25 protein-coding genes and 1 riboswitch are annotated in these 26766 nt (G+C 55.7%); of the genes, 12 read left to right on the forward strand and 13 right to left on the reverse strand.

Going from position 1 to position 26766, the window contains the following annotated elements:
- Positions 1-205 precede the first annotated feature (205 nt).
- On the forward strand, positions 206-1258 hold the full coding sequence (gene aroG / locus VRC33_RS07140; protein ID WP_338562263.1) for a 3-deoxy-7-phosphoheptulonate synthase AroG: 1053 nt from the start codon (positions 206-208) through the stop codon (positions 1256-1258).
- Positions 1259-1437: 179 nt separating this feature from the next.
- Here the strand turns inward: aroG and gpmA are convergent, their stop codons facing one another.
- From gpmA to modE, 6 genes are all read right to left on the reverse strand, one after another.
- A complete protein-coding gene (gpmA, locus tag VRC33_RS07145; RefSeq protein WP_338562265.1) occupies positions 1438-2190 on the reverse strand; it encodes a 2,3-diphosphoglycerate-dependent phosphoglycerate mutase in 753 nt (250 codons plus the stop codon).
- A gap of 155 nt (positions 2191-2345) precedes the next feature.
- Positions 2346-3383, reverse strand: a complete 1038-nt coding sequence (galM, locus tag VRC33_RS07150) for a galactose-1-epimerase (RefSeq protein ID WP_338562267.1) — start codon at positions 3381-3383, stop codon at positions 2346-2348.
- Positions 3377-4525: a galactokinase gene (galK, locus tag VRC33_RS07155; RefSeq protein ID WP_338562269.1), complete on the reverse strand. Its 1149-nt coding sequence runs from the start codon at positions 4523-4525 to the stop codon at positions 3377-3379. The genes galM and galK overlap by 7 nt, the downstream gene beginning before the upstream one ends.
- Positions 4526-4527: 2 nt before the next feature.
- Positions 4528-5574 carry a galactose-1-phosphate uridylyltransferase gene (gene galT / locus VRC33_RS07160; protein ID WP_338562271.1) on the reverse strand — a complete coding sequence of 349 codons (1047 nt, stop codon included), beginning with the start codon at positions 5572-5574 and terminating at the stop codon, positions 4528-4530.
- A 320-nt stretch (positions 5575-5894) separates the two neighbouring features.
- Positions 5895-7364: a molybdate ABC transporter ATP-binding protein ModF gene (modF, locus tag VRC33_RS07165; protein ID WP_338562273.1), complete on the reverse strand. Its 1470-nt coding sequence runs from the start codon at positions 7362-7364 to the stop codon at positions 5895-5897.
- 75 nt (positions 7365-7439) lie between these two features.
- The gene (modE, locus tag VRC33_RS07170; protein WP_338562275.1) at positions 7440-8219 is read right to left on the reverse strand and encodes a molybdenum-dependent transcriptional regulator; all 780 of its coding nucleotides are present in this window, start codon (positions 8217-8219) and stop codon (positions 7440-7442) included.
- Positions 8220-8363: 144 nt separating this feature from the next.
- On the opposite strand from modE, the gene VRC33_RS07175 reads away from it, so the two are divergent.
- The 4 genes from VRC33_RS07175 to modC all read left to right on the forward strand — a co-directional run bounded on the left by VRC33_RS07175 (position 8364) and on the right by modC (position 11199).
- Positions 8364-8519 carry an AcrZ family multidrug efflux pump-associated protein gene (locus tag VRC33_RS07175; protein WP_338562277.1) on the forward strand — a complete coding sequence of 52 codons (156 nt, stop codon included), beginning with the start codon at positions 8364-8366 and terminating at the stop codon, positions 8517-8519.
- A 144-nt stretch (positions 8520-8663) separates the two neighbouring features.
- Positions 8664-9434 carry a molybdate ABC transporter substrate-binding protein gene (gene modA / locus VRC33_RS07180; RefSeq protein ID WP_338562279.1) on the forward strand — a complete coding sequence of 257 codons (771 nt, stop codon included), beginning with the start codon at positions 8664-8666 and terminating at the stop codon, positions 9432-9434.
- The gene (gene modB, locus VRC33_RS07185) at positions 9431-10120 is read left to right on the forward strand and encodes a molybdate ABC transporter permease subunit (RefSeq protein WP_338562281.1); all 690 of its coding nucleotides are present in this window, start codon (positions 9431-9433) and stop codon (positions 10118-10120) included. Before modA ends, modB begins: the two co-directional genes overlap by 4 nt.
- Positions 10120-11199, forward strand: coding sequence for a molybdenum ABC transporter ATP-binding protein ModC (gene modC, locus VRC33_RS07190; protein ID WP_338562283.1), 1080 nt, complete (start codon positions 10120-10122; stop codon positions 11197-11199). The genes modB and modC overlap by 1 nt, the downstream gene beginning before the upstream one ends.
- Here modC and VRC33_RS07195 read toward each other — a convergent pair.
- Positions 11181-11999: a pyridoxal phosphatase gene (locus tag VRC33_RS07195; protein WP_338562286.1), complete on the reverse strand. Its 819-nt coding sequence runs from the start codon at positions 11997-11999 to the stop codon at positions 11181-11183. The genes modC and VRC33_RS07195 overlap by 19 nt on opposite strands.
- Before the next feature lie 146 nt (positions 12000-12145).
- Here VRC33_RS07195 and pgl point away from each other — a divergent pair, with 146 nt between their 5' ends.
- Positions 12146-13141, forward strand: coding sequence for a 6-phosphogluconolactonase (pgl, locus tag VRC33_RS07200; protein ID WP_338562288.1), 996 nt, complete (start codon positions 12146-12148; stop codon positions 13139-13141).
- A gap of 198 nt (positions 13142-13339) precedes the next feature.
- On the opposite strand, the gene VRC33_RS07205 is transcribed toward pgl, so the two are convergent.
- From VRC33_RS07205 to bioA, 4 genes are all read right to left on the reverse strand, one after another.
- A complete protein-coding gene (locus VRC33_RS07205; RefSeq protein WP_338562290.1) occupies positions 13340-13816 on the reverse strand; it encodes a kinase inhibitor in 477 nt (158 codons plus the stop codon).
- Between the two features lie 12 nt (positions 13817-13828).
- On the reverse strand, positions 13829-14509 hold the full coding sequence (locus tag VRC33_RS07210; protein ID WP_338562293.1) for a type 1 glutamine amidotransferase domain-containing protein: 681 nt from the start codon (positions 14507-14509) through the stop codon (positions 13829-13831).
- 13 nt (positions 14510-14522) lie between these two features.
- Positions 14523-15566: an NADP-dependent oxidoreductase gene (locus VRC33_RS07215; protein WP_338562295.1), complete on the reverse strand. Its 1044-nt coding sequence runs from the start codon at positions 15564-15566 to the stop codon at positions 14523-14525.
- Between the two features lie 209 nt (positions 15567-15775).
- Positions 15776-17068, reverse strand: a complete 1293-nt coding sequence (gene bioA, locus VRC33_RS07220; protein WP_338562297.1) for an adenosylmethionine--8-amino-7-oxononanoate transaminase — start codon at positions 17066-17068, stop codon at positions 15776-15778.
- Positions 17069-17156: 88 nt separating this feature from the next.
- Here bioA and bioB point away from each other — a divergent pair, with 88 nt between their 5' ends.
- Genes bioB through bioD form a run of 4 tightly spaced genes read left to right on the forward strand, consistent with a single transcriptional unit; the run spans position 17157 to position 20749 of the window.
- Positions 17157-18188 carry a biotin synthase BioB gene (gene bioB, locus VRC33_RS07225; RefSeq protein ID WP_338562299.1) on the forward strand — a complete coding sequence of 344 codons (1032 nt, stop codon included), beginning with the start codon at positions 17157-17159 and terminating at the stop codon, positions 18186-18188.
- On the forward strand, positions 18189-19343 hold the full coding sequence (gene bioF / locus VRC33_RS07230; RefSeq protein ID WP_338562301.1) for an 8-amino-7-oxononanoate synthase: 1155 nt from the start codon (positions 18189-18191) through the stop codon (positions 19341-19343).
- Positions 19327-20082, forward strand: coding sequence for a malonyl-ACP O-methyltransferase BioC (gene bioC, locus VRC33_RS07235; RefSeq protein ID WP_338562303.1), 756 nt, complete (start codon positions 19327-19329; stop codon positions 20080-20082). The genes bioF and bioC overlap by 17 nt, the downstream gene beginning before the upstream one ends.
- On the forward strand, positions 20075-20749 hold the full coding sequence (gene bioD, locus VRC33_RS07240; RefSeq protein ID WP_338562305.1) for a dethiobiotin synthase: 675 nt from the start codon (positions 20075-20077) through the stop codon (positions 20747-20749). The genes bioC and bioD overlap by 8 nt, the downstream gene beginning before the upstream one ends.
- Before the next feature lie 7 nt (positions 20750-20756).
- Here bioD and VRC33_RS07245 read toward each other — a convergent pair whose 3' ends face one another.
- Entirely contained in the window at positions 20757-21476 is a 720-nt protein-coding gene (locus VRC33_RS07245) for an ATP-binding cassette domain-containing protein (protein WP_338562308.1), read from the reverse strand.
- A 915-nt stretch (positions 21477-22391) separates the two neighbouring features.
- On the opposite strand from VRC33_RS07245, the gene uvrB reads away from it, so the two are divergent.
- Positions 22392-24416, forward strand: a complete 2025-nt coding sequence (gene uvrB, locus VRC33_RS07250) for an excinuclease ABC subunit UvrB (protein WP_338562314.1) — start codon at positions 22392-22394, stop codon at positions 24414-24416.
- A gap of 151 nt (positions 24417-24567) precedes the next feature.
- Here the strand turns inward: uvrB and yvcK are convergent, their stop codons facing one another.
- Positions 24568-25476 carry a uridine diphosphate-N-acetylglucosamine-binding protein YvcK gene (gene yvcK, locus VRC33_RS07255; protein ID WP_338562316.1) on the reverse strand — a complete coding sequence of 303 codons (909 nt, stop codon included), beginning with the start codon at positions 25474-25476 and terminating at the stop codon, positions 24568-24570.
- Between the two features lie 181 nt (positions 25477-25657).
- Positions 25658-25789, forward strand: a riboswitch (molybdenum cofactor riboswitch).
- On the opposite strand from yvcK, the gene moaA reads away from it, so the two are divergent.
- Entirely contained in the window at positions 25776-26765 is a 990-nt protein-coding gene (gene moaA / locus VRC33_RS07260) for a GTP 3',8-cyclase MoaA (RefSeq protein WP_338564130.1), read from the forward strand. It overlaps the preceding riboswitch by 14 nt.
- The last annotated feature ends 1 nt before the right edge of the window (position 26766 follow it).

Here is a 26766-nt window from a genome sequence, read left to right on the forward strand (position 1 = left end):
GAAATAGCATTCCGCTCAGATCAGCCCGGCGATCTGTATGCGTTTTTTTAAGTATTCACAGGAACAAGTGTAGTAAAGATCGGCGAAACGGCAACTCAGTACGGCAATTAAGTGTCCAAATTCGATTTACAGCACAGAGCTCACGCGATAAATTGAGCCTGATGCGCCCGATGTGCAGAACGGCCTGTAAAATACTGGAAATATTATGAATTATCAGAATGATGACCTAAGAATCAAAGAGATAAAAGAACTTCTACCTCCTGTAGCCCTGCTTGAAAAGTATCCTGCCACGGACATGGCGGCTAAAACCGTTTCCCATGCACGTCAGGCTATTCATAATATTCTTAACAAGAGCGACGATCGTTTATTAGTGGTGATCGGTCCCTGCTCAATTCATGACACGGAAGCGGCAAAAGAATATGCTGCACGCCTGCTGACGCTGCGTGAAGAGCTTAGCGATTCCCTTGAAGTGGTCATGCGTGTCTATTTTGAGAAACCCCGTACCACGGTTGGCTGGAAAGGACTGATCAACGATCCACATATGGATGGCAGCTTCCAGATCAACGATGGCCTGCGCATTGCCCGTAAGCTGCTGGTGGATATCAATGACACTGGCTTACCGGCTGCAGGTGAGTTTCTGGATATGATCACCCCGCAGTATGTGGCCGATTTGATGAGCTGGGGAGCGATTGGCGCCCGGACCACTGAGTCTCAGGTGCACCGCGAACTCTCATCCGGTCTCTCCTGCCCGGTGGGCTTCAAAAACGGCACGGATGGCACCATTAAAGTGGCTATCGATGCCATCAATGCTGCCAGCGCACCGCATTGCTTCCTCTCCGTCACCAAATATGGTCATTCCGCTATTGTGGAAACCAGCGGTAACGGTGACTGCCATATCATCCTGCGTGGCGGTAAAGAGCCCAATTACAGCGCACATCACGTTAATGCGGTGAAATCAGGCCTGGAGAAAGCCGGTCTGGATGCGCAGGTAATGATCGACTTCAGCCATGCCAACAGCAGCAAGCAGTTCCAGAAGCAGCTGGTGGTGTCTGATGACGTGGCACAGCAAATCGCGGGGGGTGAAAATGCGATTATCGGCGTGATGATTGAAAGCCACCTGGTGGAAGGCAATCAGAATCTGGAAAGCGGTGAGCCGCTGGTTTACGGCCAGAGCGTGACCGATGCCTGTATTGGCTGGGAAGACACCGAGAAAGTGCTTCGTCAGTTAGCCGGTGCGGTAAAAGCCCGTCGCGGTTGAGCCCGTTAAAACGGTTAAGCCGGTTAAGCGGGTTAAAACGGTTAAGTAAGCCAGCGGGTTAAGCCCGCCAGGTAGTTAAGCCGTTTACATCCATCAAGCCGCTTATGCCGAAAAAAAATCCGCCAGATGGCGGATTTTTTATGCTTATTAACCACGATTTTCCCGCAGGATAAGCGCTGTTACTTCGCCTTACCCTGGTTTGCCACGGCAGCGGCTTTCGCTGCGATTTCGTCGGCATTGCCCAGATAGTAGTGTTTGATCGGTTTGAAGTTTTCATCGAACTCATACACCAGCGGCACGCCAGTTGGGATGTTCAGTTCAAGGATCTCTTCTTCACTCATGTTGTCCAGGTATTTCACCAGCGCACGCAGGGAGTTACCGTGGGCAGCAATGATCACTTTCTCGCCGCTTTTCATGCGTGGCAGGATAGATTCATTCCAGTAAGGCAGCACGCGGTCGATGGTCAGTGCCAGGCTTTCAGTGGTTGGCAGCTGCTCAGCGCTCAGGCCTGCATAACGTGGGTCATGGCCTGGGAAACGCTCATCAGCACGATCCAGCTCTGGCGGAGTTACCGCGAAGCCACGACGCCACTGTTTAACCTGCTCGTCGCCATATTTGGCGGCGGTTTCAGCTTTATCCAGACCCTGCAGCGCACCGTAGTGGCGCTCGTTCAGACGCCAGGATTTTTCAACCGGCAGCCAGGCCTGATCCACTTCGTCCAGGATGTTCCACAGAGTGTGAATGGCACGTTTCAGCACGGAGGTGTAAGCGAAATCGAAGGTAAAGCCTTCATTTTTCAGCAGCTGACCTGCTGCTTTCGCTTCGGTACGGCCTTTATCGGACAGGTCAACATCGTACCAGCCGGTAAAGCGGTTTTCATTATTCCACTGGCTTTCGCCGTGACGTACCAGAACCAGCTTAGTTACAGCCATAGCTTAACTCCTTAATAATCTGACGTTTCTATGATAATGGTAACCGTAAATTGCCTGAACATCCTGGGGCAATTTTTACAGCTCATTACCATAACGGAAATCTGCGCACGGCGTAAGCCTGAGGCGACGCCGATGCGCGTTTTTCATGCGCTGTATCAAACCGCCGTCAGGCGATAGCGCGTGACTGACTGATACGTTTCACCTGGCTTGATCCGGCAGTCTGGCTGCGGCCACTCCGGGTGATTCGGTGAGTCGGGTAGAAACTCACTCTCCAGTGCAATCCCCTGAAAGGCAGTATAGACGCCCTGCTCGCGAGCCGGGGTACCTTGCAGATAATTGCCTGAATAGAATTGCAAAGCGGGCGCGGAGGTAAAGACGCTGAGTTTCAACTGACCATCGGCAGACCAGAGTTCTGCGGCGGGCTGCGCCTGATCCTGGCCGCTGAGCAGGAAAGCGTGATCGTAACCCTTCACGGCTCGTTGATCTTCATCCTGCAAAAAGTCCTGAGACACGGTTTTTGGCTGACGGAAGTCAAAGCTGGTTCCGGCTACGGCTTTCAAATCCGCATTCGGGATGCCGTCACTGTCTACAGGCAGATAGCGTTCTGCATTCAGCTGTAATTTGTGCCCGCGTGCATCGCCGTGCTGAGCATCCAGATTAAAATAGGCATGGTTGGTCAGGTTCACCGGGCAGGTTTTATCCACCGTCGCGTGATACTGAATGGTCAGCGTATTATCATCTTCCAGGCGGTAGAGTAGGGTAGCCAGCAGGTTGCCAGGATACCCCTGGTCACCCTCCGGCGAGTCCAGTTGGTACTCTACTTCCTGCTCTGCCTGACGCACAATCTGCCAGCGGCGGTTGTTGAAACCTTCGGGCCCGCCGTGCAGCTGATGGGGGCCCTGATTGGCTGCCAGCGTATAGCGCTGGCCATCAATGCTGAAGGCAGAGTGGCCGATGCGATTGGCATAGCGGCCTACGGTAGCACCCAGATAAGCCGTCTGATGCAGGTAATCCGAAGGCGTTGCACAGCCCAGCAGGGCTTCGCGCACGCGGCCATCCTTCATCGGCACGCGGGCTGAAAGCCAGGTTGCCCCCCAGTCCATAAAGGTCACTACCATGCCGCCAGCATTGCGCAGCGTGGTGATGTGCCACGGCAGGCCATCAGGTGCAAGAGAAGTGTGTTCTGTCAGCATAAGCCGGCTCCCTCAGAGGCTTTACAAACGTAGAAGGTCTCTTTAATGCCGGATTTTGCTTCGTACTGTTCTGCCACGGCGGCTTTCACCTCATCCACCAGATCCAGCGGCATCAGCGCCACGACGCAGCCGCCAAAGCCGCCACCGGTCATGCGCACGCCGCCACGATCGCCCAGCGTCGCTTTGACGATCTCAACCAGGGTATCAACAGGCGGTACGGTGATTTCAAAATCATCACGCATAGAGGCATGGGATTCAGCCATCAGCACGGCCATCCGCGCTAAATCGCCTTTGGCCAGTACATCGGCCGCTTCCAGCGTACGGGCATTTTCGGTCAGCACGTGGCGCACGCGTTTGGCAACGATGGGCTCAAGGCTGGCTTCCGCTTCGTTAAACTGTGCCAGTTCAACGTCACGCAGCGAGGTCTTGCCAAAGAATTTCGCACCCGCTTCACACTGCTCACGACGAACGTTGTACTCGCTGCCCACCAGGCTGCGACGGAAGTTGGTGTTGATGATCACCACCGCGATATCTTCCGGCATTGGAACCGGACGCGTGCCCAGCGTGCGGCAGTCCAGCAGCATGGCGTGATCTTTTTTGCCGAGCGCGGAGATCAGCTGATCCATAATCCCGCAGTTACAGCCCACGAACTGGTTCTCTGCTTCCTGACCGTTCACCGCAATGTCAGCACCGTCCAGCGCCAGCCCATAGAGCTGCTGGAAAACGGTGCCTACAGCAACTTCCAGCGAGGCCGAAGAGCTGAGGCCCGCCCCCTGCGGAACGTTACCGGCGATCACCATATCCACGCCGCCGAAATTTTTATCTCTTTTCAGCAGGTGTTTCACCACGCCACGAACGTAGTTGGACCACATCTGATCTTCCAGCGGCTCTATAGCTTCGTCCAGCGAGAAGATATCCTGCTGATTATCGTAATCTGCGGCGATAACGCGCACCTGGCGATCGTCACGTTTAGCGCAGGCGATCACCGTCTGATAATCGATCGCGCAGGGCAGAACGAAACCGTCGTTGTAATCGGTGTGTTCACCGATCAGGTTTACGCGGCCCGGAGCCTGGATAGTATGGTCAGCGTCGTAGCCGAATTTTTCGGAGAAAATTTTGTGGGTAGAGGTCTGTAGGGTCATTTTTATACTCCCGTCTCGCGGAAATGAATATCGCTGACGGAACGCAGACGTTCTGCTGCCTGTTCCGCCGTTAAATCACGCTGGGTCTCTGCCAGCATTTCATAACCAACCATAAATTTACGCACCGTCGCCGAGCGCAGCAGCGGAGGATAAAAGTGCGCATGCAGCTGCCAGTGGTCGTTGGCCTCGCCGTTAAACGGCGCGCCATGCCAGCCCATAGAGTAGGGGAAAGAGCACTGGAACAGGTTGTCATAGCGGCTGGTCAGTTTTTTAAGCGCCAGCGCCAGATCGGCGCGCTGATCGTCGGTTAAATCCACCAGACGTTTGATGTGCGCTTTCGGCAGCAACAGCGTTTCGAAAGGCCAGGCTGCCCACCACGGCACTACCGCCAGCCAGTGATCGGTTTCCACCACGGTACGGCTGCCGTCTTTCAGTTCGCGGCTGGTGTAATCCACCAGCATTGGCGAGCCGTGCTGCTCAAAGTAAGCGCGTTGCAGATCGTCTTCACGCTTCGCTTCGTTCGGCAGGAAACTGTTGGCCCAGACCTGTCCGTGCGGGTGTGGGTTAGAGCAGCCCATAGCCGCGCCTTTGTTTTCAAAAACCTGAACCCAGGGATAATGCTGGCCGAGGTCGGCTGTCTGCTCCTGCCAGGTCCTCACCACCTGTTCAAGGCCTGAAAGCGTCAGTTCCGGGAGCGTTTTGCTGTGATCCGGCGAGAAGCAGATCACCCGGCTGGTGCCGCGTGCGCTTTCGCAGCGCATCAGAATATCTTCGCTTTCCGGCGCGTCTGGCGTATCCGTCATCAGGGCAGCAAAGTCATTGGTGAAGACATAGGTGCTGGCGTAGTCAGGATTTTTATCGCCTGTCACACGGGTATTGCCAGGACAGAGGAAGCAGTCCGGATCGTGGGCAGGCAGTTTTTCCTGGGAGGCCGTCTCCTGCGCACCCTGCCACGGGCGTTTGGCGCGATGAGGAGAGACCAGAATCCACTGATCGGACAGTGGGTTATAGCGGCGATGGGGGTGATCGACCGGATTAAATTTTTGCATGTTGAGTCCTGGTAACCTTCTTTATGCGTCGATAGCTTCAAAGAAAAATAGCACAGCGCCGGGAAATAAAGCGTGATCGAGTTTGTATAAATGGAATCGTTTACACAAGTTGAATAATCCGAACTGCCAGTAAAAACGGCAAAATAATCCATGCACCTGCTGTAATAATCATTAATTAGTGGTAGCGGTTACATAGAAAGATGCGTTCAAAAGGCCGGTTGATGTAAACCAGCTGATTAAGGCGGGGTGGATTAGTTGCGGTACTGAGTCAACCTGTCGGGTGAGAGTCAGGGTGCCGGCCAGCGCTGACACCCTTAAAATCAGGCCAGAGTTTCCTGCTGATAGCGATAACTCTCCTCCTGCGGGACAAAACTCAGACGGTGAGTAATACACTGCGGGGCATCTTCTGCGTGATGCGAAACAAACAGCAGTTGCGTTTCACCTTCACCAATCAGCACATCCACAAACCTGCGGACCAGTTGACGGTTAAGGGGATCAAGCCCCTGCAGAGGCTCATCCAGGATCAGCAGAGCAGGGTGCTTGACCAGCGCCCGGGCAATCAGCACCAGACGCTGCTGCCCCCAGGAGAGACCATGAAAAGGAGCATCCGCCATTTTCTCCATGCCCAACAGATGCAGCCATTGCTTCGCCAGTGAATGCTGACGGTCAGACACCGCCTGATAGATACCGATGGAATCGAAATAGCCTGAGAGGATCACATTACGCACGCTGCTGCTGACCCGGTAATCCAGATGCAGGCTGCTGCTGACATACCCAATGTGCTGTTTGATATCCCAGATAGTTTCACCGCTGCCGCGACGACGGCCAAACAGCGTCAGATCGTTGCTGTAACCCTGCGGGTGATCGCCGGTGACCAGACTCAGCAGGGTGGATTTACCGGCCCCGTTCGGCCCGACAATCTGCCAGTGCTGGCCGGGTTTCACTTCCCAGCTCAGACGATCCAGGATCGGTTTATCGTTGTAAGAGACCACGCCATCACGCAGTACAATCAGCGGCGCTTCTGCATCAAGCGCGGGTTTAACTGAGGCATCGTCCGGTTCCGGAAGTGTCATCCCCGTCAGTTGTTCACTGTGTGCCAGTTGAGCGACAAGGGCTTCCGCAAGAATTTCCTGACGGGCGCCGGTGTGGGTCAGCGTACATTCAGCCAGCACACCCACGTTATCGATAAAATCGGGGATGTCGTCAAAGCGGTTCAGCACCAGCACCAGAGTACAGTTTTGCTGATGCAGCTCAGCCAGCACCTGAGCCAGATTAGCGCGCGAGGCCACATCCAGGCCGTCAAAAGGTTCATCCAGCACCAGCAGATCGGGCTGCGCCATCAGCGTCTGGCACAGCAGCGTTTTACGCGTCTCGCCCGTGGAAAGGTATTTGAAACGGCGATCCAACAGACGGGTGATGCCAAACAGGGCAGCCAGTTGCTGGCAGCGTGCAGGGTCTTGGTTATTTTCCTGAATAATCTCCGCCGTGGTGCGGCCGGTGTCCTCTTCGCCAGGGCTGAGCAAATCGGTATTGTTGCGCTCCCACTCTTCGGCGACCAGTTTCTGAAGCTGCTCCAGCGAAAGGCGTACAGGACGGACGAAGCTGCTGTGGAACTCGCCTTTGGCGGCAGGGAGTTCGCCAGCCAGCACGCGGGCCAGAGAGGATTTGCCGCTGCCGTTGGCGCCGACAAACGCCCAGCTTTCGCCAGCCTGCAATGCTAAACCATCGAGGGTAAGGGTTCGGGTATCACTAAGGTGAAACGTGCCTTGCGAAATATGCAACGTAGACATTGTTCATTCCATTTTATGCACTGTACCCAGACTATTGATCCTCATGGCAGGCAATGTCAAATTTCGCAGCCCCTTTCAGAGCAGCGTGGCGATAATCACTTTGTCAGCATTGAAATGTGCTGTCACAGCCGCACCCGGCTGAAGATTTTGCTCCGCCACGCGTTCGTTGCTCAGGGTGGCGCAGAGCGTCTCACCCCCTGGCAGGGCAACCAGCACTTCGCTCTGGCTCTCGCCCTGTTCAATCGTGGACAGGATACCGCTGAGCTGATTATCCGCACCGGAAGCACCGGGGGTGACATCAATCCACGGCGCTTTAATCAGCACCAGCACTTCTTTGCCGCTGATCAGGGCGAGGCGATTAGCGCTCTGCTCAGTCAGGGCAACCTTGATCCGCGTAGCGCCGTCTGCCAGCAGCACCTCAACATGCTGCACAATTGCCCGGTCGTCACGATCGATAACGGTGCCAAAAAGCTGGTTACGGGCGCTGGTTTGCAGAGAAAAGCGGGCAATGGCGCCCAGCAGGCTGCCCAGCGGCACATCGTCCTGCAACACATCGAATGCTTTCTGCTGAATCTGCTCCAGCAGGGTAAATAACTGGATCAGCCGTTCGCCGTATGCCGTCACTTTGGCCCCGCCGCCGCCTTTGCCTCCCGTTGCGCGATCGACCAGAGGCCGGTCGGCCAGCGTGTTCATCTCGTTGATGGCATCCCAGGCGCTTTTGTAGCTGATCCCGGCCAGTTTTGCCCCCTGGCTGATGGATCCGGTCTGTTTAACCTGTTTCAGCAACTCAATACGCCGGGGATCGGCAAACAGCCGCTGCTGTAATTTCAGGATCAGGGAAAGGTCGGCCTGCATAGCGTGCTCCGGGAAAAGGGAATAGCGTTAAATTGTACACTGTTGCAGTGCACGGCGTAAAAACAGGTAAAGCGCACAAAAGGACGGTGCACTTTTTTCTCCGCTGGCTACAATGGCTTTTTTGTTCAGCAAGTTGAGGCTCCCATGCTGGAATTACTTAAAGGCCTTGCCGTAGCGATCCTCATGGTCCCTGTGGTGATGGCGGTTATCCTGGGTCTGATTTACGGACTGGGCGAAGTGTTTAACGTTATCTCCAAAATTGGTCATCCTAAAGACCGGTCTGCCAGTCACCGCCAGTAACCTCTCCTGAAACGCCCGACTCTGTCGGGCGTTCGTTTTATTGCGCCTGCTCAACTTATCCTTCGCTCTGCCGATAAACTCCATGACAGTGTTTTTGTAGTCGTTATATCATTGACTACATAACGAACCTCACTGGAGAAGATCATGTCCCTAAAATTACGTCATTTCTTTGCCGTCGTGCTCACTGCAAGCGTTGCAGGCCATGCTGTTGCCGCAGAAAACATCACCGTGTTTGCAGCGGCTTCCCTGACCAATGCTATGCAGGAGATTGCGGATCAATACCAGAAAGGTAAAGAAGTGAAGATAGTCTCCTCTTTCGCCTCCTCCTCCACGCTGGCACGCCAGATTGAGCAGGGCGCACCGGCAGATCTGTTTATCTCTGCCGATCAGCAGTGGATGGATTACGCCGTAGAGAAGAAAAGCATGGATGATGCCAGCCGTTTTACCCTGCTGGGTAATGAACTGGTGCTGGTGGCACCCACGGCCAATAAGCCAGAGCGGGTCAGCATTTCGAAAAATACCGACTGGAAGAACCTGCTGAAAGGGCAGCGTCTCTCCGTGGGCGATCCCGATCATGTTCCGGCCGGTATTTATGCCAAAGAAGCGTTACAAAAACTGGGCGCGTGGGATACCTTATCCTCGCAGCTGGCTCCGGGTAACAGCGTTCGTGTGGCGCTGGCCCTGGTGGAGCGTAACGAAGCCCCTTACGGCATCGTCTACGGTTCCGATGCCGTAGCCAGTAAAAAAGTCACGGTGGTGGGCACCTTCCCGGAAGAGAGCCACAAACCCGTTGAATACCCGATGGCGATGGTAAAAGATCGTAATTCTGCCACCGTCACCGCCTTTTACACCTACCTGAAAGGGCCGGAAGCTGCGGCCGTGTTCAAACGTTATGGATTTACGCCAGCATCATGATCCTCAGTGACCCCGAATGGCAGGCTGTAGCCCTGAGCCTTAAAGTCGCCTCAGTGGCGGTAATCTTCAGTCTGCCCTTCGGGATCCTGATGGCCTGGCTTCTGGTCCGTGGCCGTTTCCCGGGTAAATCCCTGCTGGACAGCCTGATTCATCTGCCGCTGGTGCTGCCGCCTGTCGTGGTGGGGTATCTTCTGCTGATCGCCTTTGGCCGCCGGGGATTTATCGGCGAGTTTCTTTACGACTGGTTTGGTTTTACTTTTGCCTTCAGCTGGCGGGGAGCCGCGCTGGCTTCAGCGGTGATCGCTTTTCCGCTGATGGTGAGAGCGATAAGGCTGGCGCTGGAAAACGTCGACAGCAAGCTGGAGCTGGCCGCCAGGACGTTGGGTGCTGGCCGCCTGCGCGTCTTCTTTACCATCACGCTGCCGTTAACGCTGCCAGGTATTATTGCGGGAACGGTGCTGGCCTTTGCCCGCTCGCTGGGTGAATTTGGCGCCACTATCACCTTTGTTTCCAACATTCCAGGCGAGACGCGAACCCTGCCTTCCGCCATGTATACCCTGATTGAAACGCCCGGCGCAGAAAATGCGGCGGCGCGTCTCTGCGTGATAGCCATAGTGCTGGCGCTCTGTTCACTGATGATTTCTGAATGGCTGGCCCGCTGGGGCCGTAAAAGGTTGGGCGTATAATGCTGGAGCTTAATTTCACACAGCGGCTTGGCGATCATACGCTGACCCTCAATGCCAACCTGCCGGCCACCGGGATCACCGCTATTTTTGGCGTGTCAGGCGCGGGTAAAACCTCGCTGATTAACGCCATTGGTGGGTTAACCACGCCGCAGGAAGGGCATATCATCCTCAACGGGCGCGTGCTCAGCGATGCCGCAAATAAAATCCATCTGCCGCCGGAAAAACGCCGAACTGGCTACGTATTCCAGGATGCGCGGCTGTTCCCGCATTACCGCGTCCGTGGCAATCTCGAATACGGCATGGCAAAAAGTCTGCGCCCGGAGTTTGATCATCTGGTCCGGTTATTGGGCATCGAAGAGCTGCTCTCACGCTATCCGGCTTCACTCTCTGGCGGTGAAAAACAGCGGGTGGCCATAGGTCGTGCTTTGCTGACCGCACCTGAGATCCTGTTGATGGATGAACCCCTGGCCGCGCTGGATTTGCCCCGCAAGCGTGAGTTAATGCCCTATCTGCAGAAGCTGGCGAAGACGGTTAATATCCCCATTCTCTATGTCAGCCACAGCCTGGATGAGATCCTGCAACTGGCCGATAACGTGCTGGTGCTGGATAACGGCGGCGTAAAAGCGCTGGGTACGGTTGAAAAAGTCTGGGCAAGCAGCGTAATGCGTCCCTGGCTACCCCGTGCGGAGCAAAGCAGCGTGCTGCGGGTACAGGTGCTGGAACAGCATCCCCACTATGCGATGACGGCACTTTCGTTTGGCGATCAGCATATCTGGGTCAGCCGTGTTGACGCTCCGCCCAAAACACCGCTGCGTCTGCGCATTCAGTCTGCCGACGTCTCGCTGGTTTTACAGCCGCCGGTAAACAGCAGTATCCGCAACGTCATCCCGGCACAGGTGGCCGGGTTGCTGGAGATAGAGGATCAGATTGAGGTGAAACTGACGATAGGACAAAGCGAGCTCTGGGCGCGTATCACCCCCTGGGCCCGCGATGAACTGATGATCAAACCGGGCATGTGGCTCTATGCCCAGATCAAAAGCGTCTCAATTATTGCGCCAACTCACAGCACTTCGCGGTAGATGGTTTCGGCGATGCCGGGTTCGAGGTTGGTGCCAATCACCCGGCCAGCCCGCGCCCTGATAGCCTCATCGGCATTGCCCATTGCCACACCAAGGCCCACCGTTTCCAGCATACTCAGGTCGTTGTAGTTATCGCCGAAAGCCAGCACGTCGCTCATCTGATAGCCCTCTGATTCCACCCACTGCGCCAGACGTTTGCCTTTGCTGTTGCCCGCTTTAGCAATGTCCACCTGATCGTGCCATGACCATTCGCACGCCAGCCCCATCTCCTGCTCCACACGCTCAGCAAACTGCTGTAAAGCACGGGTGTCGGGATGGGAGAGGGCAAATTTCCAGATTGAGTCAGCCTCTTTAGCAGCCTGCGCCAGGCTGTCGACTTTAGTGAACACCGGACGCTGATGCTCCGGCAGCGACAGGCCCCAGTTGATAGTGCGCGTCACATGACCGGTTTCCGTCTGGTAGAGCATCGCATCATCCACATAGAGCAGCCCGTGGATCGCTGCTTCATCCAGCATCTCAATCACCCGCAGCGCCTGCTCCTGAGGAAGCGGATCGGCCTGTAGTACCTTTTTTGCATGATAATCATACAAGTAGGTGCCATTACAGCAGATTGCAGGTGTATCTAATTCCAGTGCCTGATAAAAAGGATGGATAGCGACATGATGGCGGCCAGTGACGATAGCCACCTTGATGCCAGCCTCCTGCGCTTTTTTCAGCGCTTCCAGCGATTCAGGAAGGATGGTTTTACGCGGCGTTAACAGGGTGCCGTCCAGGTCTAAAGCGATGACGCGATAACTCATAAACAGTTCCGGAAGTGGCTAATTAAGAGGCAGTGAGTGTACACCTTGTGACGCGCTTAACAAAATCACCCGCCATAAATCCCCCCACGCGGGCAGGAAAAACAGGCTACGCTTTTCCAAAAGATTACTCAGAAAAAGGAGAATTCATGAAACAAGTTGTTTATACCGCCAGCCCGGAGAGCCATCAGATCCATGCATGGGAATTAGCCGGGGATGGCACGCTCACCCTTCTGCAGGTCGTGGATGCGCCAGGCCAGGTGCAGCCGATGGTGGTCAGCCCGGATAAACGTTTTCTCTATGTTGGCGTTCGCCCGCAGTTCCGTGTTGTCGCGTATCAAATCCAACAGGATGGCAAACTGCAGGAGGCTGGTCAGGCTTCACTGCCGGGCAGCCCAACCCATATCTCCACCGATCGTCAGGGGCGTTTTATCTTCGTCGGCTCTTACAATGACGGTTGCGTCAGCGTCAGCCCGATTGGGACCGATGGCCTGCCAGGGGAGCCAGTGCAGGTCATTAAAGGCATGGATGGCTGTCACTCAGCCAATATCAACCTTGATAACACCACGCTGTTTGTTCCGGCGCTGAAGCAGGATCGTATCTGTCTGTTTGATCTGCAGGAAAACGGCGAGCTGTTACCTCATCAGCAGGCTCAGGTCACCACCGTAGAGGGCGCTGGCCCGCGTCATATGGTGTTCCACCCGAATAAACAGTATGCCTATTGTGTTAATGAGTTAGACAGCACGGTTGATGTCTGGAAGCTTGAAAACGCCCACGGTGAAGTGGAGCGGGTGCAGAGTCTGGATATGATGCCAGCGGGCTTCAGCGAAACACGCTGGGCCGCCGATATTCATCTGACGCCGGATGGCCGCCACCTTTACAGCTGTGACCGTACTGCCAGCATTCTGACAGTGTTCAGCGTCAGTGAAGATGGGGCATTGCTGACGGTGGAAGGGCACCAGCCTACAGAGACTCAGCCTCGCGGTTTCAACATCGACAACAGCGGACAATATCTGGTGTCAGCCGGGCAGAAGTCGCATCACATCGAAGTGTACAAAATTGGTGGAGAGCAGGGATTACTGCAGCCGCTGGCACGCTATGCCGTGGGCCAGGGCCCGATGTGGGTAGTGATTACTGAAATCTGATGGAAAAGGGGCAGACTTGCCCCTGCAGACGACACCCGGACTTGAAGTGAGGGGAACACAGGCCGTGAATAAAGCGTCCCGGCACATGGACGTGCCGGGCCGAGCTGTCAGGGACGACGCTTTTTGCGTCTTTATGAACGGCCTGTGTTCCCCGAGCCTGCGCTGACTTAAAGGGGCAGATTTGCCCCTTTTTTGTCGCTAGCTGTACATCGCCGTAATCGAAGCGCTGCCCAGCTGGTGGAAATGCACGTTAAAGCCCAGATAAGCGCCGCTGGCGTTCTCATCCACTTCCAGCTTCTCCACATCTAATGCATAGACGGTGAAGATATAACGATGGCTTTCGCCTTTCGGCGGTGCCGCGCCACCATAACCACTGCTGCCAAAATCAGTACGGGTCTGCACCGAACCTTCTGGCAGATCGGCCACGCCTGAACCTGCACCCTGCGGCAGAACGCGGGTATCCGCAGACAGATTAGCCACACCCCAGTGCCACCAGCCGGAACCTGTAGGCGCATCCGGATCGTAACAGGTGACTACAAAACTTTTGGTGCCGGAGGGCACATCGTCCCAGGCTAAGTGGGGAGAGAGGTTATCGCCCTGGTAGCCCATGCCGTTGAAGACCTGGCGCTCCGGGAGCTTATCGCCATCTTTAAAATCCTGGCTTATCAGTTTCATTCCATCTCCTGGTTATTGATGAAGCAGTTTCAGCAGCTCTTCGGCTGCGGCGGCTGAGGAGGCTGGATTCTGGCCGGTCACCAGATGGCCGTCTGTCAGGGTATAAACCCCCCAGTCATCGGTTTTTTCATAGCTGCCACCCAGCGATTTCAGCACATCCTCAACCAGGAAAGGTACCACATCTGTCAGCCCTACGGCTTCCTCTTCGCTGTTACTGAAGCCGGTTACCCGCTTACCCGCCACCAGCGGCGTGCCATCCGGCTTTTTAACATGGCGTAACACGCCCGGCGCGTGACAGACCGCGCCCACAGGTTTGCCGTTAGCATAGAAGTTTTCAATCAAATCAATGCTGACCCGCTCTTCGGCCAGGTCCCACAGCGGGCCGTGGCCGCCGGGATAAAACACTGCGTCAAACTGCGTGCTGTCGATCGTTTCCAGTTTTTGCGTATTGGCCAGCGCCTGCTGCGCAGGCATATCCTGGCGGAAACGTTCCGTATCCTGTGACTGGGCATCGGGCCGATCGCTGACCGGATCGATGGGCGGCTGGCCTCCGGCAGGGGAGGCGAGCACCACGGTGGCCCCGGCATCACGGAACACATAATAAGGGGCGGCAAATTCTTCCAGCCAGAACCCGGTTTTTTTGCCGGTCTCGCCAAGACGATCGTGCGAGGTCAGCACCATTAACAATTTCATTTTTTTGGCTCCTTCAGGGTTTGTCGCCCGCAACTTTGATCAGGACCTTGCCGAAGTTTTTACCTTCGAGCATGCCGATAAAGGTTTCCGGGGCGTTATCCAGCCCTTCAATGACATCTTCACGGAACACAAAGCGATCCTGTTCAACCCACTGGCTCATCTGGCTGAAGAACTCACCAAAGCGGTGACCGTAATCCTGGGTAATAATGAACCCTTCCACCCGCAGCCGTTTGCGCAGGATCGCGCTCTGGAATTGCGGCAGAAGATCCGGACCCGATGAGGCTTCTGTTCTGTTGTAATCGGCAATCAGTCCGCAGACCGGGATGCGGCCTTTGGTGTTCATCAGCGGCAGAACGGCGTTGAAAACCTTGCCCCCGACGCTTTCAAAATAGACATCTATGCCGTCGCGGCAGTAGCGTTTCAGCGCTTCAGGCAGATCGGCGGAGCGATGATCGAGGCAGCGGTCAAAGCCCAGCACCTCTTCGGCATAGCGGCATTTCTCCTGGCCCCCTGCAATCCCCACCACATAGCAGCCTTTGAGCTTGGCAATCTGACCCACCAGCGACCCAACTGCCCCGGTAGCGGCGGCAACGACAACCGTTTCGCCCGGCTGAGGGTTACCAATATCCAGCAGCCCCATATAGGCGGTGAAACCGGTCATGCCGAGCATGCCCAGCGCCCAGGAAGGGTGTTTCAGTACCGGGCCGGTGAGTTTGAACAGATCTTTACCATCGGACAAAGCAAAATCCTGCCAGCCGCTCTGGCTCACTACCCAGTCACCGGGCGCATAGTCGTCGTGGTTTGACTGTTCGACCACAGCTACGGTGCCCGCGCCCATCACATCATTGACCGCAATGGGGGGAACATAGGAGGGGGCGTCGCTCATCCGGCCACGCATGTAGGGATCTAACGACAGCCAGACGGTGCGCAGTAAAATCTCGCCCTTGCCGGGCTGAGGAACGTGCTGGGATTCCACACGAAAATTGGCTTCTGTTGGTGCGCCGTGCGGACGCGAAGCCAGCACGATTCGGCGATTAGTCTGTTTCTCTTGTGGCATAACCAGGCTCCTTTACGGGATGTTGACCCGTAAAAGCGTAGTGCATCAGCGGCTTCACTGCTTTGTGACGCTTCGCACACTGGCGAAATAGTGCGCAGAACGGCGCGGGAAAGGGTGCCGGTGCGCGGGAATTCAGATTGCCCTGAAGGGCTCAGGGCGTATCCAGAAAGAACTCAGGGCGTATCCGTGGCTGGAGCGATAGCTTTGGTTCAGACCGCCAGAAAGAACTCAGGGCGTTCCACTGCCTGGGCGATGGCACCGGTCAACTGCGCCAGCGCTTCTGGCTTAATGATGTAGGGAGGCATCAGGTAAATCAGCTTGCCGAACGGACGTATCCAGACACCCTGTTCGACAAAGAAAGCCTGCAGAGCGGCCATATTCACCGGGCGGTGGGTCTGAATAACGCCGATGGTGCCCAGTACGCGGGCATCGGCGACCTCAGGGCGATCTTTCAGCGGAAGCAATGCCGCCTTAAGCTGCGTTTCGATGGCGGCGACCTGCTGCTGCCACTGATTTTCCTGCAGGATCGCCAGGCTTTCGCTGGCCACGGCGCAGGCCAGCGGGTTGCCCATAAACGTCGGGCCATGCATAAAGCAGCCCGCTTCGCCGTTGCTGATCGTATTGGCAACTTCACGGGTTGTCAGAGTCGCAGAGAGCGTCATAGTGCCGCCGGTCAGCGCTTTCCCCACGCAGAGAATGTCCGGTGAAATTCCGGCGTGCTCGCAGGCAAACAGCTTGCCGGTGCGGCCAAAACCGGTGGCAATCTCATCGGCAATCAGCAGCACGTTATGACGATCGCACAACTCGCGGACACGTTGCAGATAGCGCGGATGATAAAAACGCATGCCGCCTGCGCCCTGCACAATTGGCTCGAGGATCACCGCTGCCAGCTCGCCTTGATGCAGACGAATCAGCCTTTCAAAATCCTCAGTGTCCCGCTCCTGCCACTCATCGCTGAAGCCACAGGCCGGAGCCGCAGCAAACAGATGGTTGGGCAGATAACCCTGATAAAGGCTGTGCATGGAGTTGTAAGGATCGCAGACCGACATTGCCGCAAAAGTATCACCGTGATAGCCATTGCGCAGGGTGAGAAAACGCTGACGCCGCTCGCCTCTGGCCTGCCAGTATTGCAGCGCCATTTTCATCGACACTTCCACCGCTACCGACCCTGAATCCGCCAGGAAAACGCACTCCAGCCCCTCCGGGGTCATCTCAACCAGCTTACGGCACAGCGCCACGGCGGAAGGGTGGGTAATGCCGCCAAACATTACGTGTGACATCTGCTCAATTTGTGCAGCCATCGCCCGGTTCAGTCGCGGGTGATTGTAGCCGTGGATGGTCGCCCACCAGGAGGACATGCCATCAACCAGCTGGCGACCATCGGCCAGTTGCAGTGAGGTGTCACGGGCAGCAACCACCGGGTACACCGGCAGCGGCTGGCTCATGGAGGTGTAAGGATGCCAGATATGGTCACGGTCGAAAGCGAGGTCGGATGGGGTCATAAATTACTTGTAAACCAATTTCAAAAAATTTAGTTTACAAGTATAACCATGCAAAGATAACTAATTACAGATTTTTTTGGAGCAAGCAATGGCAACTCGTTGGACAATTTCGCAGGCACAGGCGCTGTTTGATAAACCTTTTCTCGAACTGATGTTTGAAGCCCAGCAGGTTCACCGTCAGCATTTCGATCCCCGTCAGGTGCAGGTCAGTACCCTGCTATCGATCAAAACCGGTGCCTGTCCGGAGGACTGTAAATATTGCCCTCAGAGCGCGCGTTACAAAACCGGACTGGAGTCCGAGCGTTTGATGGAAGTGGAAGAAGTGCTCTCATCAGCACGTAAAGCCAGGGCCGCAGGGTCAGACCGTTTCTGTATGGGTGCCGCCTGGAAAAACCCGCACGAGCGTGACATGCCTTACCTTGAGCAGATGGTTAAAGGGGTAAAGGAGATGGGCCTGGAAACCTGCATGACGCTGGGTACGCTCAGCGAAGAGCAGGCGCTGCGTCTGGCGGGTGCCGGTCTGGATTATTACAACCACAACCTGGATACCTCGCCGGAATTTTACGGCAGCGTCATCACCACCCGCAGCTATCAGGAGCGTCTGGATACGCTGGGCAAAGTACGTGATGCGGGCATCAAAGTCTGTTCAGGCGGGATTGTGGGTCTGGGCGAAACGGTTAAAGACCGTGCCGGGCTGCTGGTACAGCTGGCTAACCTGCCTGTGCCGCCAGAAAGCGTGCCGATCAACATGCTGGTGAAGGTCAAGGGCACCCCGATGGCGGATAACGACGATGTCGATCCGTTCGACTTTATCCGCACCATCGCGGTGGCGCGCATCATGATGCCAGCTTCGCACGTTCGCCTTTCCGCCGGACGCGAGCAGATGAGCGAGCAGACCCAGGCGATGTGCTTTATGGCGGGTGCCAACTCAATCTTCTACGGGTGCAAACTGCTGACAACGCCAAATCCGGAAGAGGACAAAGATATGCAGCTGTTCCGCAAGCTGGGCCTCAATCCCCGCCATACCACCACTGAAGCTGGCGATAACGAACAGCAGCAGTCGCTGGCTGGTCAGTTACTCAACGCCGACACCGAACAGTTTTACAACGCGGCAGTGTAAATGAGCTGGCAGCAACGCATTTCTCTGGCGCTCAAGGAGCGCCAGCAAAAAGGGCAGTTCCGGCATCGTCGGGTTAACCAGCAAAGCTCAGCGCGCACCCTGAAAATCGACGGTCAAAGCTACCTTAATTTCTCGGCAAACGACTATCTTGGCCTGAGCCAGCATCCGCGCATTATCCGGGCATGGCAGCAGGGGGCTGAACGCTATGGCACAGGTGCCGGAGGCTCAGGGCACGTCACTGGTTATCATGCCGCGCAGGCGGAGCTGGAGCAGCAACTGGCCGACTGGCTCGGCTATTCCCGTGCGCTGGTGTTTATTTCCGGTTTTGCGGCAAATCAGGCAGTTATTGCGGCGTTGATGGCCAAAGACGATCGCATTTTCGCCGATAAGCTGGCACATGCTTCCCTGCTGGAGGCCGCTTCTCTCAGCCCGGCAACGCTGCGACGCTTTGCCCATAATCAACCGGCCTCGCTGGAAAAATTACTGAATACTCACGGCACGGGAGAAACTCTTGTGGTGACAGAAGGGGTGTTCAGCATGGATGGCGACAGCGCGCCGCTGGCAGAACTGCATCAGTTAGCCCGGCAACAGGGTAGCTGGTTGATGGTGGATGATGCGCACGGCATTGGCACCACCGGCGGGCAGGGGCGCGGCAGTTGCTGGCAGCAGAAGGTGAAGCCGGAGTTGCTGGTGGTGACTTTTGGCAAAGCCTTTGGGCTGAGCGGTGCCGCGGTGCTCTGTGACGACGATACAGCAGACTATCTGTTGCAATTTGCCCGTCATCTTATCTACAGCACCGCCATGCCACCGGCGCAGGCTTATGCCCTGCAGGCTTCTCTGGCCTGTATCCGGCAGGGGGATGACCTGCGCCAGCAGCTTCAGGAGAACATCAGCCTGTTCCGCCAGGGCGCACTGGAGCGGGGTCTGGCGTTGCTGCCTTCCTGCACGGCTATCCAGCCGCTGATCGTGGGCGAAGAGCAGCAGGCGTTGCGGCTGGCTGAAAAACTCCGCCAGCAGGGCTGCTGGGTCACTGCCATTCGTCCGCCAACCGTCCCGCCCGGCACGGCACGGCTGCGGATTACCCTGAGTGCCGCACACCGTCCGGACGACATTCAGCGCCTGCTGGAGGGGTTACACCATGCAAACAGTCAATAAGCAGGCGATCGCTCAGGCCTTTGGTCGCGCGGCCCAAAGTTACAATCAGCACGCGGAACTGCAACGCCTGTGTGGCGAAACGCTTGCCGGTTATGCACAACAACAGCAGGGCCAGAAGGTGCTGGATGCGGGGTGCGGCCCCGGCTGGTTCAGCCAGCGCTGGCGGGAGGCGGGAAATCATGTCACCGCGCTGGATCTGTCAGCAGAAATGTTGCTTCAGGCTCAGGCATCACAGACTGCTGATGTTTATCAGCCCGGCGATATCGAGGCATTGCCTTTCAGTGAGCCGAAATTTGATCTCTGCTGGAGCAACCTTGCGGTGCAATGGTGCAGTGATTTAACACGGGCGCTCACAGAACTTTACCGTGTGACGCTGCCGGGAGGCCAGGTGCTGTTTTCAACGCTCTCTGACGGCTCGTTACACGAGCTTGGCGAAGCCTGGAAACCGCTGGATTTACCCGCCCCGGTTAACCGGTTTCTTTCGCCAGAGGCCATCCAGCACGCCGGACAACATCTTCCCCTGACGCTGACGCAGCAAACCCTGACGCTGGGCTTTCCGGATGCGCTCAGCGCACTGAGATCCCTGAAAGGCATTGGTGCCACGCATCTGCATCAGGGCAGAAGTGGTGGCCTGCTGAGCCGCCGGCATTTTCAGCAGTTGGAGCAGTACTGGCCACAGGATCAGCGTGGCTATCTGCTCAGTTATCATCTGGTTTATGGAGTAATGCATTGTGAGTGAACGCTGGTTTATCACCGGAACAGATACTGAAGTAGGCAAAACAGTTGCCAGCACCGCCCTGCTACAGGCCGCGAAAGCCGCCGGATTTTGCAGCGTCGGCTACAAACCTGTGGCATCAGGATGTGAAAGAAGTGCGGAGGGATTGCGCAACAGCGATGCGCTGGCGTTACAGCACAACAGCGTTTTGCAGCTTCCCTATGAAAGTATCAACCCGCTGGCGTTTGAAGAACCCACTTCGCCGCATATTCTCAGTGCAGAAGAGGGCAGGCCGATTACGTTTGACCGCCTTTCAGCCGGGCTGGCCTCCCTGACGCAGCAGGCAGACTGGGTGTTAACGGAAGGCGCTGGCGGCTGGTTCACGCCATTGTCTGAGAGCACAACCTTTGCCGACTGGGTGATCCACGAGCAGTTGCCTGTGGTGCTGGTGGTGGGCGTGAAGCTGGGCTGCATCAACCATGCGATGCTCACCGCGCAGGCCATACGGGCCAGTGGCTTACGCCTGGCAGGCTGGATAGCCAATGACATCCAGCCGCCGGGAAAACGTCATCAGGAGTACCTGACGACGCTGACCCGAAACCTGCCTGCGCCCCTGCTGGGAGAGATCCCCTGTCTGACTCAGCCAGAGGCATTTGAAAACCTGGGACACTACCTCCGGCTGCCGGAATAACACCCTTTCAGGATACCGTTAACCAGGTGTTGACCATACTCTCATCCAGTTGTGCCACTTTGCCGTGGGCAACATTGCGTCCCCGGTGCAGCAGCAGGAAATAATCTGCCACCTTGCGGATAAAGGAGATGCGCTGTTCAAGCAGCAGTATGGTCAGTCCAAAATCGTGATTCAGACGGTGGATAAGGTTGCCCATCTCCTCTTCCAGCCAGGGCGACATGCCCTCGGTTGGCTCATCTAAAATCAACAGTTTAGGCTGTAACACCAGCGCTCTTGCCAGCGCAAGCTGCTGCTGCTGTTCGATCGGCAAATCGCCGCTGCGCTGATGCCGCAGAGAGTAAAGTGCCGGGAAAAGGTCGTAAACCATCTGCGGAATTGCCCGGTGGCGTTCCATTCCCGCCCCCGCCAGCAGGGCGATTTGCAGGTTTTCCTCCACGCTGAGCTGTGAGAAGAGCTGGCGGCCCTGTGGCACATAACCGATCCCCAGAGCGGCACGCTGCTCCATCGGCTGCAACAGCAAATTCTGCGGCGGGAGATTCTCCTCCTGCCAGATCATCGAGCCGCTGTTGATGGGCAGATGCCCCATGATGCAGTTAACCAGCGTGGTTTTGCCCATACCCGGCTGCCCCAGAACACCCGTACAGGTGCCAGGCGGGAGGTCTAAATCCACATCCCACAGGATGTGATTCTGGCCGTAAAATTGGTTGATTGAACGTAAGCTGAGCATCTGACACTCTCCTCCAGACAGTTTTCGATCGCACCTGACTGCCTCCGCTCTGCGTCGTGTGGCAAACAGTCGTCAACGTTTCCTGCGAAACGCCTGCGGCTTTGTGCTCCTCGCTCTGGTGTCAGAAAGCGTGAGGCGGTGAAATGAACCTGCAATTGGCAGGCCAACATAGCGAAAGTCCTGGAAAAACCTCTGAGCCCTGATGATTAGCCTGTGTAACTAGTAATAAAAGTTACATAATTTCCCGGGGGAATATTTAGCTGCACTTTGCAGGTGCTGTGGGGGAGAAGGTGATGGTGCAACTGCCAGTTAGCGAAGCATTCTGGCGCTGTCATGAAAGTGAAAAAAAGCGCAAAAAAGGGTGGCGATACAGGAGGGAATATGCCTTTCAGTACCATTAAACCCTGGGGCAAAGGCGAAAATAAACCAAAAAAATTTTTTGCGAAGCGGATCGCACCCGGTTAGTGCTTTATACACATCAGACGGGTCGGGCGCTGATATCAGTTATCCACCATTCCTGTGGATAACCATGTGTATGAGCGTCTGAAAACTTACGGAAAGCGAGAGCGGGCGCGGGTTGAGCACGAGTTGGCGTTAAACTCATCTTTCCCTTCAACTATTTATAAATCAATAACTTATTGAAAAGCAAGCTTACGAAAATTCGCCCTTATCCCCGTCATGGCATTTTGTCAGCGAGGCTTGACAAATGTTAAACTTCTGACCCCTGTTGGGGATAACCTCTGCGCGCTTTCTTTTCATCACGCCTGGTTGAAACGGCAAAGTGACGTTATGCTTGCTTCTGTTGCATCATGCAAAATTACTGGGTTTATATCCAGTCTTTTTTGTTGGTAAAATCGCAACGGCAGAGTAAAATCAGGATCCAGTTCGTGCAATTCATTACCAGGTAGCCATTCAATGAGCAAAGTCTTTAAACTCAACTCCGATTTCAAACCCTCCGGTGACCAGCCCGAGGCTATCCGTCGCCTTGAAGAGGGACTGGAAGACGGGCTGGCGCATCAGACGCTGCTCGGGGTCACCGGCTCTGGTAAAACCTTTACCGTGGCCAACGTCATTGCCGATCTGAATCGCCCGACGATGGTACTGGCACCCAACAAAACCCTGGCCGCGCAGCTCTATGGCGAGATGAAAGAGTTTTTCCCGGATAACGCGGTGGAGTATTTCGTCTCCTACTACGACTATTATCAGCCGGAAGCCTACGTCCCAAGCTCTGACACCTTTATCGAAAAGGATGCGTCGGTGAACGAACACATCGAGCAGATGCGTCTCTCTGCCACCAAAGCGTTGCTGGAGCGGCGGGATGTGATAGTGGTGGCTTCGGTCTCGGCTATTTACGGTCTGGGCGATCCGGACCTCTATCTGAAGATGATGCTGCACCTGTCGCGCGGCATGGTGATTGACCAGCGCGCGATCCTGCGCCGGCTGTCAGAATTGCAGTACACCCGTAACGATCAGGCTTTCCAGCGTGGCACCTTCCGCGTGCGGGGCGAGGTGATCGATATCTTCCCGGCGGAATCTGACGACTATGCGCTGCGCGTTGAGCTGTTTGATGAAGAGGTGGAACGTCTGTCGATCTTTGATCCGCTCACCGGGCAGGTCAGTTCAATCGTGCCGCGTTACACCATCTACCCTAAAACGCACTACGTTACGCCGCGCGAGCGCATCCTACAGGCGATGGAAGAGATAAAGGTGGAGCTGGCCGATCGCCGCAAAGTGCTGATGGCCAACAACAAGCTGCTGGAAGAGCAGCGCATCTCGCAGCGTACGCAGTTTGACCTGGAAATGATGAATGAGCTGGGCTACTGCTCAGGCATTGAAAACTACTCGCGCTACCTCTCTGCCCGTGGGCCAGGCGAAGCGCCTCCCACGCTGTTTGATTATCTGCCTGCGGATGGCCTGCTGGTGATTGATGAATCCCACGTTACCATCCCACAGATAGGCGGCATGTATAAGGGTGACCGCGCAAGGAAAGAGACGCTGGTGGAGTATGGTTTCCGTCTGCCCTCCGCGCTGGATAACCGCCCGATGAAGTTTGAGGAGTTTGAGGGGCTTGCTCCCCAGACGATCTATGTTTCCGCCACGCCTGGCAATTACGAGCTGGAAAAATCGGGTGGCGATGTGGTCGATCAGGTTGTGCGGCCTACCGGCCTGCTGGACCCACTAATTGAAGTGCGTCCGGTAGCCACCCAGGTTGATGACCTGCTGTCGGAGATCCGTAAGCGGGCAGCGATTGATGAACGCGTGCTGGTCACGGTACTGACCAAGCGCATGGCGGAAGATTTAACCGAGTATCTGACCGAACATGGCGAGCGCGTACGCTATCTGCACTCAGATATCGACACCGTTGAGCGCGTGGAAATTATTCGCGATCTGCGTCTGGGTAAATTCGATGTGCTGGTGGGTATTAACCTGTTGAGGGAAGGGCTGGATATGCCGGAGGTTTCCCTGGTCGCTATCCTGGATGCGGATAAAGAAGGCTTCCTGCGTTCAGAACGCTCGCTGATCCAGACCATTGGTCGCGCCGCACGTAACATCAACGGTAAAGCTATTCTCTACGGCGATAAAATCACGCCGTCGATGTTCAGAGCCATTGGTGAAACGGAACGTCGCCGCGAGAAGCAGGAAATTTACAACGCTGAGAACGGCATCGTACCGCAGGGGCTTAACAAGAAAATCGCTGATATTCTTGAGCTTGGGCAGGGGCTTAACAAGAACAAAACCAAAGGGCGTGGCAAAACTTCCCGCACCATTGTGGAAGATGATGCACAGCCGGTGGATCTCTCGCCGAAAGGGCTGCAGAAAAAAATCCACGAGCTGGAGGCCAGAATGCAGCAGCATGCGCAGAACCTGGAGTTTGAAGAGGCCGCTAACGTGCGCGATCAGCTGCATCAAATCCGTGAGCTGTTTATTGCGGCTTCATAGGCTGGTGCGGCGCAGTGAGGTAATTTTCTGTGTCGGGTGCGGTGGGCGATGACAGCTTAAAGCCTGACACGGATGCTGATGCAGACGGCTGTTATTCTGGCTGATTGCAGCGGGCAGGGTAAATCTCCCCGCTGCTTTTAATGCCGGATCGTCACCTGATCGCCTGAATGGCATGCTCCAGCGCAATATGCAGCAGCTGGCGGTCGTGCCGGTACTTGATATCGGCAGCCTCCAGCGGCTCCTGAATAATCAGCCGGTCGCTGACACCACTGACATCCACCGATGGCCCAACCACCACAGCATCTATCACTTTCTTACCGATATATTTTTCCATCATCGCCAGCTTACCTGCCAGCGTCTGCTGCGCTGCCGCCGGGCTGAGCTCCCTGCCCAGATTACCAATAAATACCATAGTGGCTGGCGTACGGCGCAGAGCCTGAGCCATATCCGGCATCAGCAGCACCGGCATCAGGCTGGTATAGAAGCTGCCGGGGCCAATCAGAATGAGATCCGCTTCGGCCACCGCTTCAATGGCTTCACGGGTGGCGCTGACGTTAGGCGACAGCATCATCTCCTGCGGCGGAAGCTGCATCTGATCGATTTCCGTTTCGCCGTAAACCTGATTACCTTCGCTATCGACCGCCACTAAATCCACCGGCTGCTCTGACATCGGGATCAAAAAGGCATCGACCTTAAGCAGGTTACGGATCAGATTGATCGCTTCAAAAGGACGCACGCTGAGATGATCCAGCGCTTTCAGCATCAGATTCCCCAGGTTATGGCCTGAAAGTTCGCCATTGCCGGTAAAACGGTATTCAAACATTGCTGATGCCACGCTGGGTTCGGCAATCAGCTGATTCAGGCAGTTACGCATATCTCCCCAGGCAATGCCGCCTTCGGAGCGACGGATCCGGCCTGTGGATCCGCCATTATCTGTGGTCGTTACAATACCGGTAAGACGGGATCCCAAAGGGGAAAGGGCGGACATCACACGGCCCAGACCGTGTCCACCCCCTAAAGCCACCACTCTGTCGAGATCGGCTAATGTGCGATTACGCATGAAAATCCTTTGTTTATTCAGTCTTGAGTGCAGCCCCATGCCGGGGGCTGTGCGTCTATTTTAGCGTAAATTGCGCTTAAAATACGCCAAAAATCGTTATATATCAAAATACATAGCGAAACTCAGTTCTGGTAACACCCGAGGTTTAGCAGTAGAATTTTCTCACCAAGATCTACCGGTGTTCGGTAAATCACACTTAGCCCTTGTACCTACGTCTGCGGATAGGGTGCTTTGGCCGCAACCACGTGTTGCCAGGGTGCAGAAAGAAATGCCTGCATCTCCCGTTTTGGAAAGGTGTTCTGGTGTCACAATTTACTGATAACTTCGATCGCAAGTTCTATTACCTGCGTCTGTCGATCACAGACGTCTGCAACTTTCGTTGCAACTACTGCCTGCCTGACGGCTACAAGCCTCACGGGGGAACCAATAAAAGCTTCCTGTCGCTGGATGAGATCCGGCGTGTCACCCGTGCCTTTGCGGCTGCGGGCACAGAAAAAGTGCGCCTGACCGGGGGCGAACCCTCTCTGCGGCGTGACTTTACCGATATCATCGCTGCCGTACGCGAAAACAGCGCCATCCGCCAACTGGCCGTGACCACCAATGGTTACCGGCTGGCACGCGATGTCGCCAAATGGCGCGATGCCGGTCTCACCGCGCTGAACGTCAGCATCGACAGTCTGGATGCCCGCCAGTTTCACGCCATTACCGGACAGGACAAGTTTCACCAGGTCATGCAGGGGATCGACGCCGCTTTTGAGGCGGGGTTCAGCAAGGTGAAAGTCAATACCGTGCTGATGCGCGACATTAATCATAATAGTCTGCAAACCTTCCTGGAGTGGATCCGTACACGTCCGGTTCAGCTACGCTTTATCGAGCTGATGGAAACGGGCGACGGCGGCGATCTGTTCCGCAATCATCATGTCTCTGGTGAAGTGATCCGCGATCGTCTGCTGATGCAGGGATGGATCCGTCAGGTCAGCGAACGCAGTGCCGGACCTGCACAGGTTTTCCGTCATCCTGACTATCAGGGTGAAATTGGCCTGATCATGCCTTATGAAAAAGATTTCTGCGCCACCTGTAACCGTCTGCGCGTTTCCGCCACCGGGAAACTCCACCTCTGCCTGTTTGGCGATGGCGGCGTTTCCCTGCGGGATTTATTGCAAAACGACGGTCAGCAGCAGGAGCTGCAGGAACGTATTGCCGCCAGCCTGAGAACCAAAAAGCAGACGCATTTTCTGCATCAGGGCAACACCGGCATTACGCAAAACCTCTCTTATATCGGCGGTTAAC

The organism is Erwinia sp. E_sp_B01_1, from assembly GCF_036865545.1.
In the GTDB taxonomy this organism is placed as follows: domain Bacteria; phylum Pseudomonadota; class Gammaproteobacteria; order Enterobacterales; family Enterobacteriaceae; genus Erwinia.

Bases quoted from the DNA above. Each gene is read 5' to 3' on its own strand.
- aroG (WP_338562263.1), top strand. From the start codon at position 206: ATGAATTATCAGAATGATGACCTAAGAATCAAAGAGATAAAAGAACTT.
- gpmA (WP_338562265.1), bottom strand. From the start codon at position 2,190: ATGGCTGTAACTAAGCTGGTTCTGGTACGTCACGGCGAAAGCCAGTGG.
- galM (WP_338562267.1), bottom strand. From the start codon at position 3,383: ATGCTGACAGAACACACTTCTCTTGCACCTGATGGCCTGCCGTGGCAC.
- galK (WP_338562269.1), bottom strand. From the start codon at position 4,525: ATGACCCTACAGACCTCTACCCACAAAATTTTCTCCGAAAAATTCGGC.
- galT (WP_338562271.1), bottom strand. From the start codon at position 5,574: ATGCAAAAATTTAATCCGGTCGATCACCCCCATCGCCGCTATAACCCA.
- modF (WP_338562273.1), bottom strand. From the start codon at position 7,364: ATGTCTACGTTGCATATTTCGCAAGGCACGTTTCACCTTAGTGATACC.
- modE (WP_338562275.1), bottom strand. From the start codon at position 8,219: ATGCAGGCCGACCTTTCCCTGATCCTGAAATTACAGCAGCGGCTGTTT.
- VRC33_RS07175 (WP_338562277.1), top strand. From the start codon at position 8,364: ATGCTGGAATTACTTAAAGGCCTTGCCGTAGCGATCCTCATGGTCCCT.
- modA (WP_338562279.1), top strand. From the start codon at position 8,664: ATGTCCCTAAAATTACGTCATTTCTTTGCCGTCGTGCTCACTGCAAGC.
- modB (WP_338562281.1), top strand. From the start codon at position 9,431: ATGATCCTCAGTGACCCCGAATGGCAGGCTGTAGCCCTGAGCCTTAAA.
- modC (WP_338562283.1), top strand. From the start codon at position 10,120: ATGCTGGAGCTTAATTTCACACAGCGGCTTGGCGATCATACGCTGACC.
- VRC33_RS07195 (WP_338562286.1), bottom strand. From the start codon at position 11,999: ATGAGTTATCGCGTCATCGCTTTAGACCTGGACGGCACCCTGTTAACG.
- pgl (WP_338562288.1), top strand. From the start codon at position 12,146: ATGAAACAAGTTGTTTATACCGCCAGCCCGGAGAGCCATCAGATCCAT.
- VRC33_RS07205 (WP_338562290.1), bottom strand. From the start codon at position 13,816: ATGAAACTGATAAGCCAGGATTTTAAAGATGGCGATAAGCTCCCGGAG.
- VRC33_RS07210 (WP_338562293.1), bottom strand. From the start codon at position 14,509: ATGAAATTGTTAATGGTGCTGACCTCGCACGATCGTCTTGGCGAGACC.
- VRC33_RS07215 (WP_338562295.1), bottom strand. From the start codon at position 15,566: ATGCCACAAGAGAAACAGACTAATCGCCGAATCGTGCTGGCTTCGCGT.
- bioA (WP_338562297.1), bottom strand. From the start codon at position 17,068: ATGACCCCATCCGACCTCGCTTTCGACCGTGACCATATCTGGCATCCT.
- bioB (WP_338562299.1), top strand. From the start codon at position 17,157: ATGGCAACTCGTTGGACAATTTCGCAGGCACAGGCGCTGTTTGATAAA.
- bioF (WP_338562301.1), top strand. From the start codon at position 18,189: ATGAGCTGGCAGCAACGCATTTCTCTGGCGCTCAAGGAGCGCCAGCAA.
- bioC (WP_338562303.1), top strand. From the start codon at position 19,327: ATGCAAACAGTCAATAAGCAGGCGATCGCTCAGGCCTTTGGTCGCGCG.
- VRC33_RS07245 (WP_338562308.1), bottom strand. From the start codon at position 21,476: ATGCTCAGCTTACGTTCAATCAACCAATTTTACGGCCAGAATCACATC.
- uvrB (WP_338562314.1), top strand. From the start codon at position 22,392: ATGAGCAAAGTCTTTAAACTCAACTCCGATTTCAAACCCTCCGGTGAC.
- yvcK (WP_338562316.1), bottom strand. From the start codon at position 25,476: ATGCGTAATCGCACATTAGCCGATCTCGACAGAGTGGTGGCTTTAGGG.